The organism is Methylobacterium sp. C33D (genome assembly GCF_053345825.1).
Genome location: NZ_JBKFAV010000009.1, coordinates 30,704 through 42,609, shown reverse-complemented (window position 1 = coordinate 42,609; position 11,906 = coordinate 30,704). Strand labels below are relative to the sequence as shown.

The 11,906-nt window shown below is 75.1% G+C and carries 14 protein-coding genes; 11 read left to right on the top strand and 3 right to left on the bottom strand.

The features are described 5' to 3' along the window. The first annotated feature begins 4 nt into the window (after positions 1-4). The 10 genes from ACLBXO_RS08960 (at position 5) to ACLBXO_RS08915 (ending at position 8,652) form a co-directional block, all read left to right on the top strand. Entirely contained in the window at positions 5-1,000 is a 996-nt protein-coding gene (locus ACLBXO_RS08960) for a cation diffusion facilitator family transporter (protein ID WP_447685160.1), read from the top strand. Beyond that, positions 997-1,845 (top strand): shikimate dehydrogenase, encoded by an 849-nt coding sequence (locus ACLBXO_RS08955; RefSeq protein WP_447685159.1) that lies wholly within the window; start codon positions 997-999, stop codon positions 1,843-1,845. Before ACLBXO_RS08960 ends, ACLBXO_RS08955 begins: the two co-directional genes overlap by 4 nt. Then, positions 1,842-2,480: a dephospho-CoA kinase gene (gene coaE, locus ACLBXO_RS08950; RefSeq protein WP_447685158.1), complete on the top strand. Its 639-nt coding sequence runs from the start codon at positions 1,842-1,844 to the stop codon at positions 2,478-2,480. The genes ACLBXO_RS08955 and coaE overlap by 4 nt, the downstream gene beginning before the upstream one ends. A gap of 57 nt (positions 2,481-2,537) precedes the next feature. Continuing rightward, positions 2,538-2,774: a hypothetical protein gene (locus ACLBXO_RS08945; RefSeq protein WP_331316136.1), complete on the top strand. Its 237-nt coding sequence runs from the start codon at positions 2,538-2,540 to the stop codon at positions 2,772-2,774. Between the two features lie 133 nt (positions 2,775-2,907). Continuing rightward, complete coding sequence (gene dnaQ / locus ACLBXO_RS08940) at positions 2,908-3,645, top strand: DNA polymerase III subunit epsilon (protein ID WP_331316135.1); 738 nt, start codon at positions 2,908-2,910, stop codon at positions 3,643-3,645. A 224-nt stretch (positions 3,646-3,869) separates the two neighbouring features. Further along, the gene (locus ACLBXO_RS08935; RefSeq protein WP_447685157.1) at positions 3,870-5,087 is read left to right on the top strand and encodes an extracellular catalytic domain type 1 short-chain-length polyhydroxyalkanoate depolymerase; all 1,218 of its coding nucleotides are present in this window, start codon (positions 3,870-3,872) and stop codon (positions 5,085-5,087) included. 116 nt (positions 5,088-5,203) lie between these two features. Continuing rightward, entirely contained in the window at positions 5,204-6,109 is a 906-nt protein-coding gene (locus tag ACLBXO_RS08930) for a TIGR01459 family HAD-type hydrolase (RefSeq protein ID WP_447685156.1), read from the top strand. 230 nt (positions 6,110-6,339) lie between these two features. Then, on the top strand, positions 6,340-6,738 hold the full coding sequence (locus tag ACLBXO_RS08925; protein WP_447685155.1) for a DUF350 domain-containing protein: 399 nt from the start codon (positions 6,340-6,342) through the stop codon (positions 6,736-6,738). A 76-nt stretch (positions 6,739-6,814) separates the two neighbouring features. Continuing rightward, on the top strand, positions 6,815-7,492 hold the full coding sequence (locus tag ACLBXO_RS08920) for a DUF1190 domain-containing protein (RefSeq protein WP_447685154.1): 678 nt from the start codon (positions 6,815-6,817) through the stop codon (positions 7,490-7,492). Then, a complete protein-coding gene (locus ACLBXO_RS08915; protein ID WP_447685153.1) occupies positions 7,492-8,652 on the top strand; it encodes a glutathionylspermidine synthase family protein in 1,161 nt (386 codons plus the stop codon). The genes ACLBXO_RS08920 and ACLBXO_RS08915 overlap by 1 nt, the downstream gene beginning before the upstream one ends. Here ACLBXO_RS08915 and ACLBXO_RS08910 read toward each other — a convergent pair. After that, a complete protein-coding gene (locus ACLBXO_RS08910) occupies positions 8,639-9,271 on the bottom strand; it encodes an HD domain-containing protein (RefSeq protein WP_447685152.1) in 633 nt (210 codons plus the stop codon). The genes ACLBXO_RS08915 and ACLBXO_RS08910 overlap by 14 nt on opposite strands. 291 nt (positions 9,272-9,562) lie before the next feature. Between ACLBXO_RS08910 and ACLBXO_RS08905 the strand changes: the two genes are divergently transcribed. Further along, positions 9,563-10,528 carry a YiiG family protein gene (locus tag ACLBXO_RS08905; protein WP_447685151.1) on the top strand — a complete coding sequence of 322 codons (966 nt, stop codon included), beginning with the start codon at positions 9,563-9,565 and terminating at the stop codon, positions 10,526-10,528. Between the two features lie 31 nt (positions 10,529-10,559). Here ACLBXO_RS08905 and ACLBXO_RS08900 read toward each other — a convergent pair whose 3' ends face one another. Both ACLBXO_RS08900 and ACLBXO_RS08895 read right to left on the bottom strand, forming a co-directional pair. Continuing rightward, positions 10,560-11,411, bottom strand: coding sequence for a hypothetical protein (locus ACLBXO_RS08900; protein ID WP_447685150.1), 852 nt, complete (start codon positions 11,409-11,411; stop codon positions 10,560-10,562). Beyond that, a complete protein-coding gene (locus tag ACLBXO_RS08895) occupies positions 11,408-11,887 on the bottom strand; it encodes a hypothetical protein (protein WP_331316125.1) in 480 nt (159 codons plus the stop codon). Before ACLBXO_RS08895 ends, ACLBXO_RS08900 begins: the two co-directional genes overlap by 4 nt. Between the last annotated feature and the right edge of the window lie 19 nt (positions 11,888-11,906).

Here is an 11,906-nt window from a genome sequence, read left to right as displayed (position 1 = left end):
CGCCTTGGCGGCACACGACCATGCGCACGGCGGCCACGGCGGCCACTCCCACGGCGGCCACTCTCATGGTGGCCACTCTCATGGCGGTCTCGGCGGCCACGCGCACGCGCCGAAGGATTTCGGCACGGCCTTCGCCATCGGCATCGTGCTCAACACCGCCTTCGTGGTGATCGAGGCGGCCTACGGCTATCTCAGCAACTCCATGTCGCTGGTGGCCGATGCCGGCCACAACCTCTCGGACGTGCTGGGCCTCGCGGCCGCCTGGATCGCCGCGATCCTGGTGCGCCGCCGCGCCAGCGCGCGCTTCACCTACGGCTACCGCGGCTCCTCGATCCTGGCCGCCCTGTTCAACGCGGTGTTCCTGCTGATCGCCATGGGGGCGGTGATCTGGGAGGCGCTGGTCCGGCTGGTCCACCCGGAGCCCGTCGCGGGCACGACCGTGATGGTGGTGGCCGCGGTGGGGATCCTGGTCAACGGCCTGACCGCGTGGCTCTTCGCCAGCGGCGCCAAGGGCGACATCAACGTCCGCGGGGCGTTCCTCCACATGGCGGCCGACGCCGCCGTCTCGGCCGGGGTCGTGGTGGCGGGCCTCGTGATCCAGCTCACCGGCCTCGCCTGGCTCGACCCGGCGGTCAGCCTCGTCATCGCCGCCCTGGTGGTCTGGGCGACCTGGGGCCTGCTGCGCGACAGCGTGGCCATGTCGCTCGACGCCGTGCCGCCGGAGATCTCCCCGGACGCGGTGACCGGCTTCCTCCTCGAGCGGCCGGGCGTCGCCGGCCTCCACGACCTGCATATCTGGTCCATGAGCACCACCAGCGTCGCCCTGACGGTCCATCTCGTGATGCAGGAGGGCCATCAGGCCCACCGCCTGCCCGGCAACGGCTTCCTCACCGAGACCGCCGAGGGCCTGCGCGCCCGGTTCGGCATCGGCCACGCCACCCTCCAGGTCGAGGAGGCCGGCGGCCCGGCCTGCCGCCTCGCGCAGGATTGCGCGGCGTGAGCGGCGCCCAGCCCCGCGCCTTCGTGGTCGGCCACCCGATCGCCCACTCGCGCTCGCCGCTGATCCACGGCCACTGGCTCGCCGTGCACGGGATCCCGGGCTCCTACGAGCGGCTCGACGTGCCGCCGGCGGCGTTCCCGGACTTCGTCCGGGCCCTGCCGGATTCGGGGTTCCGGGGCGGTAACGTCACGCTCCCCCACAAGGAGGCGGCCTGCGCGCTCGCCGAGACCCTGACGGCGCGGGCGGAGAAGATCGGGGCGGTCAACACCCTGGTGGTCGGGCCGGACGGGCGGATCCGCGGCGACAACACCGACGCGCCGGGCTTCTGCGCCCATCTCGACCACAGCCTGGGCGCGGCCTGGCCGGACCGGGCGGGCGGCACCGCCCTGGTGCTCGGCGCCGGCGGCGCGGCGCGGGCGATCGTGGTCGGGCTCGCCGAGCGCGGCCTGCGGCGCGTCTGGGTCGCCAACCGCACCGCGGCCCGGGCCGAGGCGGTGGCCGCCCTCGCGCCGGGGGTCGGCGCGGCGCTCGCCTGGGACGACCTGCCGGCGGCGCTCCCCGGGACCGGGCTCCTCGTCAACACCACGTCCCTGGGCATGAAGGGCCAGCCGCCCCTCGCCGTCGACCTGTCGCCCCTGCCGGCGGACGCGGCCGTGGCCGACATCGTCTACGCGCCTCTGGAGACGGAGCTCCTAGCGGCGGCGCGCCGGCGGGGGCTCGCCGCCGTGGACGGGCTCGGCATGCTGCTGCACCAGGCGGTGCCGGGCTTCGCGGCGTGGTTCGGCCCGCGCCCCGCCGTCACCCCGGAGCTGCGCGACCGGATCGTGGCGGACCTCGCCGGATGACCCCGAAGGCCGGCTCCGGACCCGTCATCCTCGGGCTCACCGGCTCGATCGGCATGGGCAAGTCGGCCACGGCCCGGATGTTCGCCGACCGCGGCGTCCCGGTCCACGACGCCGACGCCGCCGTCCACGCCCTGTACGGGCCGGGCGGCGCGGCCGCCGCGGCGATCGGCGCGGCCTTTCCCGGCGCGCTCGACGACGACGGCGGCGTCGACCGGGCGCGGCTGCGCGCCGCGGTGCTCGACGCGCCGGACCGGATGGCGGCGCTGGAGGCCATCGTGCATCCCCTGGTCCGGGCGGCCAGCGCGGACTTCCTGGCGCGGCACGCGGCGGCGGCGCTGGTCGTCCTCGACGTCCCGCTCCTCTACGAGACCGGCGGCGAGGGCCGCTGCGACGCGGTCGCGGTGGTGAGCGCCCCGCCCGAGATCCAGCGCGAGCGGGTGCTCGCCCGCCCCGGCATGACCGAGGCGGCCTTCGCGGCGATCCTCGCCAAGCAGATGCCCGACGCCGAGAAGCGCGCCCGGGCGGATTTCGTGATCGACACGGGCCGGGGGTTTCCCGCCGCCGAGGCCGAGGTGGCGCGGATCGTCGCGCGCCTGACGGCGCGCCGTGCGCCGCCGCACGCCGGCGACGGGTGACACGCCCGGCGGATTGAATATCTGCGGTTGTGTTCCGGTGGGAACACGAACGGCGGGATGGACGTGATGGCGCGGCGCTCGGGCGGGATTGATCCGGTTCGGTCCGGCGGCATCCGGGCCGCGGCCCTTCTCGTGCTGCCGGTCTTGCTGCTGGCGGCCGTGCCCGCGCGGGCCCAGTACGCCGCCAGCTGCCCGCCGCCGAAGAAGTTCGCGGCCGGGGCCTGCGTCACCGCCTGCCCGGGCGGCTACGAGGACCGGGGTCCGGTCTGCGTCTACCGCAACACCTCCCGCTAGGCGGGGCGGTCGGCGCGGCGGTGGACGGGTCGATGGACGGGCCGATGGACGGGGACGGCCGTGCAGGGCGGGTTAACCGTCCGGGCTTATCCCGCTAGGGTCCGCCCCCACCCCCCCGCGAGCCGCGAGACCCATGCTGCGTGAGATCGTCCTCGACACCGAGACCACCGGCACGGAGGCGAAGGGAGGCGACCGGCTGATCGAGATCGGCGCGGTGGAACTCCTCAACCACATCCCCACGGGCCGGACCTTCCACCGCTACTGCAACCCGCAGCGGCCGGTCTCCGAGGGCGCGTTCAACGTCCACGGCCTGTCGGACGCGTTCCTCGCCGACAAGCCGCTCTTCGCCGAGATCGTCGGCGAGTTGCTGGCCTTCCTGGGCGACGGGCGGCTCGTGATCCACAACGCGCCCTTCGACGTCGGCTTCCTCAACATGGAATACGCCCGGCTCGGCGCGGGTGCCCCGCCGCCGATCCGGCTGGAGGACGTGGTCGACACCCTGCCGATGGCCCGGCGCAAGCACCCGGGCGCGGCCAACAACCTCGACGCCCTCTGCAGCCGCTACGGCATCGACAACACCCGGCGCACCAAGCACGGGGCGCTCCTCGACGCGCAGATCCTCGCCGAGGTCTACGTCGAGCTGCTCGGCGGCAAGCAGACCAGCCTCGGGCTCCTGGAGGCGGAGACGGCCGCCCCGGCGGCCGGCTCCGCGGCCGGCTCGGCGGCCCTGGCGTCGGCGGCTCCGGCGGCGCCCCGCCCCTACCGGTCTCGCCTCACGGATGCAGAGCGCGCCCGGCATGACAGCTTCCGCGCGAGCCTCGGTCCTGCCGCGATCTGGGCCGAGTATATCGGGGCGGACGATCCGGCCTGATCCGCCGGTCCGACCCGCTCTCCGATCCGCACGCCTGCCGCGCGGCGCCGGCTGTTGCCGCATCGCACAGGGGTGTTTATTGCAATGCACAAAACGCCGTCGACGGACCCCCTCGCGGGGTGACGGAGGCTGGCCCGCGCGGTGCCGGTGCGGTCCTCAGGGGCCGGCGCGGGCGCGCCGGATCCGGCCGTGGCGGAGATGCTGAGGCAGTGAGGCGCGCACGCATGACCGAGGATTTCGGCAGTCGCGACGGACGGCGCGACGACAAGACCGGCCCGTCACCCTTCGCCGACATGATCGAGGCCACCCGCCTGACCGGCCTCGGCCGGCTCGAGGAGGCGACTGCCCTCATCCAGCGCAGCCTCGGGGGCCAGAGGCCCGTGCCCGCCGAGCACGCTCCCGCACGCCGCGACGAGCCGGCCGCCGAGGCGCGCAATCCCGCGGCGGAGTCCGGCACGCGGATGCGCGAGGTGGTGGGGCAGGTCGTGCGCGGCCTCGCGCCGGTGCTCAAGGGCCTGGGCAACCCGCTCCGGCCGCCGGCCCCGCCGCCGGCCGACCGGGCGGGCGCGACCGGGGGCCGCTTCGTGTCCCTGACCCATGCCGAGCCCGCCGGCACCCGCGAGTACAAGCTGTTCATCCCGAGCCACCCGGACCGGGCGGCGCCGCTGATCGTGATGCTGCACGGCTGCACGCAGAACCCGGACGATTTCGCCGCCGGCACCGGCATGAACACCCTCGCCGAGCGCGCCGGCGTGTTCGTGGCCTACCCGGCCCAGAGCCGCCAAGCCCACGCCCAGCGCTGCTGGAACTGGTACGAGCCCCGGGACCAGGGCCGCGGCGCGGGCGAGCCGGCGATCATCGCGGGCCTCACCCGCGCGATCATGGCGGAGCACCCGATCGACCCGGCCCGGGTCTACGTCGCCGGCCTGTCGGCCGGCGGCGCCGCCGCCCTCAACATCGCCCGCGCCTACCCGGATCTCTACGCCGCTGTCGGCGTGCATTCGGGCCTCGCGGCCGGCTGCGCCCGGGATCTCGGCTCGGCGCTGATGGCCATGCAGGTCGGCGCGCCGGGCCTCGGCTCATCGACGGCCTTCGGCACCCCGGCGCCCGCCACCCGCGTGCCGACGATCATCTTCCACGGCGAGGACGACGGCACGGTGAGCGTGCGCAACGCCGACCAGGTGCTGGCCCAGGCCAAGGTCGCCGGGCTGACGCCCCGGTCGGAGACCTTCGAGGGCCGCGGCCACCCCTTCACCCGCACCCGCTACCGGGACGAGGCGGGCCGGGTCGTGGTCGAGGATTGGCGGGTGCGCGGCGCCGGCCACGCCTGGTCCGGGGGCCGCCCCGACGGCAGCTACACGGATCCCGAGGGACCCGACGCGTCCCGGGCGATGCTCGACTTCTTCGCCGAGCACCGGCTGGGACCGGCGGGGCGCCCGTAAGCGGTTTCCGGAGGGCCGCGCGCGCCGGCGGGTTGTCAGGGCGCGGCCCTGCTGTATCGCAGGGCTCTGCCCCGCTCCCACAAAAGGTCCCGGACCTTTTGCATCCAGGACCTCCCATGAGCACCACCCCCGCGCCGATCCCGACCCTCCAGGGCCTCGCCGAGGTCGCCGACCGGTACGACCTGATCCTCTGCGACGTCTGGGGCGTGCTGCACGACGGCCAGAAGGCCCACACGGCCGCCGGCGAGGCGCTGATCCGCTTCCGCGGCCTTCCGGGCGCGCGGCCGCGCCGGGTCGTCCTCGTCTCGAACGCACCCCGGCCCGGCGACGGCGTCGGCCGCATCCTCGACCGGTTCGGCGTGCCGCGGGAGGCCTACGACGCGATCCTGACCTCGGGCGACCTCACCCACGACCTGATCGCCGCGCGCCCGGGCGCGCGGATCCGGCATCTCGGGCCGGAGCGGGACCTCGGCATCTTCCAGGGCCTCGACCTCAGCCTCGTCCCGGAGACGGAGGCCGACCTCGTCGTCTGCACCGGCCTGTTCGACGACCGCAGCGAGACCCCCGACGATTACCGGCCGGAGCTGGAGCGCCTGGCGGCCCGCGGGCTGACGATGATCTGCGCCAATCCCGACCTCGTCGTGGAGAGCGGCAACCGCCTGATCCCCTGCGCGGGCCTGCTCGCGGCGGCCTACGCGGAGATCGGCGGCCCCGTGGTCTACGCCGGCAAGCCGCACCGCCCGGTCTACGAGGCGGCGCTCGCCAAGGGGGCGGCGCTCACCGGGGCCGCGCTCACCGGGGCCCCGGTGGACCCGGCGCGGGTCCTGGCGATCGGCGACGCGATCCGCACCGACATCGCGGGCGCCCGCGGCTTCGGCATCGCCAGCCTGCTGGTGGCCCGCGGCATCCACGCGGAGGAACTCGGCGTCACGGCCGCCCATCACCGCCTGGGCGACGTGGCGGAATGGCTCGGCCGGCAGGCGGTGCATCCGGACGCGGTGATCGAGCGGCTGGTCTGGTAGCGGCCGGTCCTCCGAGGCGGGCCCTGCGCGTATTGCCGCCAGTCTAACTCCCTGAAATCCGCGACAAGCTTGACATCGCGCGGGAAATTGCGTGGATTCGCGCGTGTGAATCGGTCCCGCGCGCAGCAATCAGCCCCGACATACGCCTCGCGCGTCGGGCGATTCGACCGGAAGACCTGTCCGGTGGCGGCGCGCGCGACGATCGGGACCGGCGAGACGGCGGGTCTTGCGTGACCCTGGTCTCCGGGCTGCCCGATTTCCTGCTCTATCTCGGCACCGCGACCGGGCTGATCGGCCTCTACCTGCTGATCTACACCCTCGCCACCGCGCACAACGAGCTCGCGCTGATCCGCCGGGACGTGACGGCCGCCGCCGTCGCGCTGGGCGGGAGCCTCGTCGGCTTCACCCTGCCGCTGGCGGTCGCGGTCTACAACGCGCGGTCGCTGCTCGACTGCCTGATCTGGGGGCTGATCGCCCTGGTGATCCAGATCGCGATCTACTGGCTCGTGCGCCTCGCGGTGCCGGACCTGTCGCGGCGCATCGAGGAGGACCGCGCCGCCGCCGCGATCCTCCTCGGCGCGGCCTCGCTGGCGGGCGGCGTCGTGAACGCCGCCTCGATGACCTACTGAGCGGCCGGTGACGGAGACCGCGCCACGTCCCGAAGCAGCCTTGGACGCAGCCTTGGACGCAGCCTTGGACGCAGCCTTGGACGCAGCCTCCGGCGGGCCCGGGGCCGGCTTCGCCGCCACCCGCCGCGCCAAGCGCTCGGCCGCCGTGTCGCTGGTCCTGGTCGCGGGCGCCGGCGCGGCCGCCCTGACGCTCGGCGGCCTCGACCCGTCCCAGCGGGAGGAGGAGGCGCTCGTCTACGGGACGCTCGGCGCCTGCATCGCCCAGCAGCTGCGCGGCGCCGAGGCCTGCATCGCCGCCTACAAGAGCGCGCAGGAGACCTACGCGGCGACGGCGCCGCGCTACGAGACCGAGGCCGATTGCCAGCGCCACCACGGGACCGGCGGCTGCACCCCGGGCGCGCAGGTCACGGAGGCCGCGCGCGGCCGCTACCTGCCGGTGATGGCCGCCTTCATGATGGGGCGCACGGACGCGCAGGACCTGCCGGTCCAGCCGCTCTACCCGCACGCGCCCGAGGAGGCGCGCGACGAGGCCGGGGCCGCGACGGCCGGGCACGGGGGCGGCTACTGCACCGGTGCGGGCGGGCGGGTCGCCTACGCGGGCGGCGCCTCGCGGGTGCACGTCCCCGCCTCGGTCGCCCGGACCACGAGCGCGACCCCGCGCACGATCAGCCGCGGCGGCTTCGGCGGCACCGGGCGGGCGACGGCGTTCTCCGGGGGCTCGGGCGGCCGCGCGGGCGGATCCGGCGGCGGCTGATGCGCCGCGTGCCGATCCCGGAGCGGCCCGACTGGCGCCAGCACGCCGCGCGGGCCGGCTTCACCTTCCACACGTTCGACGGCGCCCCCTACTGGGACGAGAGCGCCGCCTACGCCTTCGGCCTCGCGGAGATCGAGGACGCCATCGAGGCGCCGAGCGCCGCGCTGCACGACCTCTGCCTCGCCTTCGTGGACCGGGCGGTCCGCGACGCGGCGATCCTCCGCTCGCTGCGGATCCCCGAGCACGCCTGGGACGCGATCCGGGCGAGCTGGGCGCGGCGCGATCCCAGCCTCTACGGGCGCTTCGACTTCAGCTACGGGGGCGACGGGCCGGCCAAGCTCCTCGAGTACAACGCCGACACGCCCACCGCCCTCTACGAGAGCGCGGTCTTCCAGTGGCTGTGGCTGGAGGACGGGCTGGCGCGGGGGCGCCTCCCCGCCGGCGCCGACCAGTTCAACACCCTGCACGAGGCGCTGGTGGCGCGCCTCGCCGCCGTGGCGCCCCCGGAGGGCGTCGCCTTCGCGGGCTTCCCCGACGCGCCGGAGGATCGCGGCACGCTGGCCTATCTCCAGGACTGCGCGCTCCAGGCCGGCCGCCCCGCCCCCTTCCTGCCGGTCGAGGCGATCGGGCTCGACGCGGACGGGCGCTTCGTGGACGCGGCCGGCGCCCCGATCGGCTGCCTGTTCAAGCTCTACCCGTGGGAGTGGATGTTCGCCGACCCGTTCGGCCGCGCGGTCGGCGCGGCCGCGACCCGGTTCCTGGAGCCGCCCTGGAAGGCGGTGCTCTCCAACAAGGGGCTGCTGGCCCATCTCTGGGCGATGGCGCCGGGCCATCCCAACCTGCTGCCGACCTATTTCGAGGCGGATCCGGCCAAGGCCGCGCTGGGCCGGAGCTTCGTGAGGAAGCCCCTCTACGGGCGCGAGGGCGCCAACGTGCTGATCGTGCGCGACGGCGCGGTCGCGGCGCGCGGCGCGGGGCCCTACGGCGGCGCGGGCTACGTGCGGCAGGCGCTGGCGGAACTGCCCGATTTCGCGGGCCGCCGCGCGCTGGTCGGCAGCTGGATGGTCGGCGACCGGCCCGCCGGCCTGTGCGTGCGCGAGTCGGACGGCCTCATCACCACCGACCGGGCCCGGTTCGTGCCGCACCTCATCGATCCGTGACCGGGTCCCGCGCCGCCGCGGCTCGCCGGCCCAGCGCCGCGAGCTCCCGCCGCATGTTCGACCGCGCCGGCCCCTCCAGCTCCGCCCGGGCCCGGTCGGTGGCGAACAGCGGCCGGCCGGATGCGAGGGCCCCCCGCAGGAAGGCCGCGCGCCCCTGCCGGTAGGCGGCCGCGCCCACGACCGGGACGAATTCCCGCGCCACGCCGGCGGCGTAGCCGTCGTAGGCGGCGGGTGCCGCACCCAGGATCGCCATGTCCATGTCGAGGAAGAGCGCGACGTCCGCGGCGAGCGCGGCCGGGAGGCCGTCCGGGACGGCGTGCCGCTCGGTCGCCAGGATCATGGTCTCGGCCGCCGCCAGCGTGGGCGCCGGGACCGCGCCCTCCGGCAGCGCCCGCAGGAGCGCGGCGCTGCGGCGCTCGTTGTCCGCCGCGCCCGGCCGGTAGACGGCGTCGTGGAACCAGATCGCCAGTTCCACCGCGTCGGGATGCCGGACCGTCCCGCGGCGGGCGCGGAACGCCGCCAGCAGCGCGTCGATATGCGCCTGGCCGTGATAGACCCGGTGCGGCTCGGCCAGCCGGGCGCGCAGGTCAGCCAGGATGCGGGGATGGCCGTCGAGCATCGCCCGATCCTCTACCCGATCCGCCGCCGCGGGACGAGGCGGATCGTGCCGAAGGTCCGCGGCGCGGCCTCCGGGCGCCGCGATAGACTTTCCCGGCCTCGACCTCCGGGTCTGCGCGAGATCATCGCCTCGGTACCGATGATCGGTGATGTGATCGCCGATCGCGCCGATAGACGCGTCGCTGTCGATCCGGAGGGATCTATTGGGCGCGAGACACCCGTTGCCGCATCTGGTCTCCGCGCCGGACGCCGGCTACAGGGGCTGAACCCATCCGGAGGATCCCCCGCGCCCATGAGAGCCACGGCCCTGAGAACGACGACTGGGTTGATGCTGGCGGCGCTGCTCGCCGCCGCCCCGGCCCGCGCGCAGGACCCCGCGCAGGACCCCGCCCCGGTGCCGGCGGGGCCGGCGAGCAGGGCCGAGAGCGATCCCGCTCAGGAGACGATCCGCAAGCTCAACGCCTATGTCGGGCTCCTCAACCGGACCCTGCGGGCGCAGGAATCGCTCAGCCGCTATCAGAGCTGGGTCAACATGAAGACCGGCCCGACCGGCCGCGAGCGGACCATCTACGGTCTCTACGGGCTCTACGACGTGCGCGGCGAGATCGCGAAGGCGGAGGCCGCGACGGCGCAGCCGCCCGCGATGCCGGAGCTCGACGGCGCCGTGAAGACCTACATCGCCGCCTACCGGGTGCTCGCCCCGACGGTCACCGAGGCGGAGGGCTACTACGAGCGGCAGGATTACCGCGCGGACAAGATGGAGCAGGGCAAGGCGCTCCACGCCAAGCTCGCCGTCGCGGGGCCGGCCTTCCTGGCGGCGCGCGCCCGGGTCGAGGCCGCGCTGCGGGTCGAGAAGGAGACGAGCGACGCGCTGGAACTCGCCGCCCTCGAGGCGCGGGAGGGCCGCAAGGCGCGCTGGCACGTCGCGAACGTGATGACCGCCTGCCGCAAGGTCATGGACCTGCTGCCCACCGACGCCAAGCCGGTCGTCGACAGGGCGGCCTTCGACGCCGCCCTCGGGCGCTACGCCGTCGCCGTGAAGGACATGGACGGGTACAGCGCCGCCAACCCGAACGCCTTCCACGTGTTCGAGAGCCGGCCGCGCGCGCTCCTGGGCAAGCTGCGCGAGTTCGACGACAAGCTCGCCAAGGCCAGGGGCGACGCCCGGCGCGGCGCCGGGCGCGACGTGACCTGGATCGTGAACGACTACAACATGATGGTGTCGACCGCGCAGACGGCCACGACCTTCTCGCGCTGACCGGGGGCGTCCGGGGGCGTCCGGGCCCCCGTCAGCGGGCGCTCCGGCCCGGTTCCGTCAGCCGCAGCGAGGTCGCGGCCGCGGTGACGGCCGCCTGCCAGCGCGCCTGCTCGGCCGCGGGGTAGCGGACGCGCAGGGTGACGAAGGCGCCGCCGCGGCCGCCCGCCAGCAGGGTCTTCCGGTACAGGATCCCGGCCGCCGTCGTGCAGGAGAGCACGATCCAGCCGGGCTTGCGCGCCGCGTACTCGGGCGGCTGCCGCAGGCAAGTCTTCCGATCCGCGGCCACGACGGCGTCGAGATCCTCGTCGAGCACGGCGTTCAGGCCCGACACCGTCAGGTGCAGGTGGCCGTCGGCCGAGCGGAAGCTCTGCCCGTCACCGTTGTCCGGCGGCGGCTCCGCGACGAGGTCGGCGGGCACGTCGACGGAGAAGCCGAAACGGGCGTTGACCACGTGCCGCGGCGCCGGCGTGTCCGGCAGCGCCCGGCTCCAGTCGCGCCGGACCTGCGCGATCCGCGCGGTGTAGGCCCGCGTCAGGCAGGCCGTGTCCGGGCAGGCGTCGCGAACCCGCGCGCGCCAGCGCGCGTGGTCCTCGCCGAAGGTGTCGACCGTCTGGCCGGTCTCGCCGTCGACCCCGCGCGTCTCGCCGACGATCCGGTCGAACAGGCGCCGGAGTTCCTCGTCCAGCCGCGTCAGGGCGGGGTCGGCACAGATCAGCGTCTCGACCCTGTCCCGGATCCCGGCGCAGTCCGCGGCCGCCCGGGCGACGGGGACGCCGGCGCTGACGCCGAGGCCCAGCGCCAGCATGCGGAACGCCGCCCGCCATCGCGGCGGCCGCGAGATCGGGCGCTCCGCGAAGGGGGCTCTCGGCGCGGCCGCGCTCACAGGCTGTCATCCTCGATCCGGTCGAGCGTCCAGCAGGCCGTTCGGCGGAACGTGTAGGTGATCTGCAGGCCCGTATCGGGCTTGAACAGCTTGACGCGCATCGCGTCGGCCCCCGCGGCGCTCAGCGCCTGTTTCAGGCCGTCCGCCCTCTGCTTCCGGAGGCTCGGCATCAGCGGGAAGCGCAGCGCGTCGGCGCCGAGCATCGTCGTCACGGGCTTCGGTTCGGGCTGGGCCTCGGGATCGATCGCGTCGCTGCGCAGCGGCACGGTGACGAAGGCCTTCTGGACCGCGACGTCGTCGGCGAAGGCGGCCAGGAAGCGCGGGAAGTCCTGCGCGGGACAGGCCGGCGCGGCCCGGGCGCCGACGGTGCAGAGCGCGCCGAGCGCGCCGACGAGGCCCGGTCGGAGGATCGATCGGAGGATCGATCGGAGGATGGGTCGCGGGCTCGGGCGCCCCGGATGGGCTCGGAGATGCACGGAATCCCTCCTGTGGCGG

Bases quoted from the DNA above. Each gene is read 5' to 3' on its own strand.
- ACLBXO_RS08930 (WP_447685156.1), top strand. From the start codon at position 5,204: ATGAGCACCACCCCCGCGCCGATCCCGACCCTCCAGGGCCTCGCCGAG.
- ACLBXO_RS08915 (WP_447685153.1), top strand. From the start codon at position 7,492: ATGCGCCGCGTGCCGATCCCGGAGCGGCCCGACTGGCGCCAGCACGCC.
- ACLBXO_RS08905 (WP_447685151.1), top strand. From the start codon at position 9,563: ATGAGAGCCACGGCCCTGAGAACGACGACTGGGTTGATGCTGGCGGCG.
- coaE (WP_447685158.1), top strand. From the start codon at position 1,842: ATGACCCCGAAGGCCGGCTCCGGACCCGTCATCCTCGGGCTCACCGGC.
- ACLBXO_RS08945 (WP_331316136.1), top strand. From the start codon at position 2,538: ATGGACGTGATGGCGCGGCGCTCGGGCGGGATTGATCCGGTTCGGTCC.
- ACLBXO_RS08910 (WP_447685152.1), bottom strand. From the start codon at position 9,271: ATGCTCGACGGCCATCCCCGCATCCTGGCTGACCTGCGCGCCCGGCTG.
- ACLBXO_RS08935 (WP_447685157.1), top strand. From the start codon at position 3,870: ATGACCGAGGATTTCGGCAGTCGCGACGGACGGCGCGACGACAAGACC.
- dnaQ (WP_331316135.1), top strand. From the start codon at position 2,908: ATGCTGCGTGAGATCGTCCTCGACACCGAGACCACCGGCACGGAGGCG.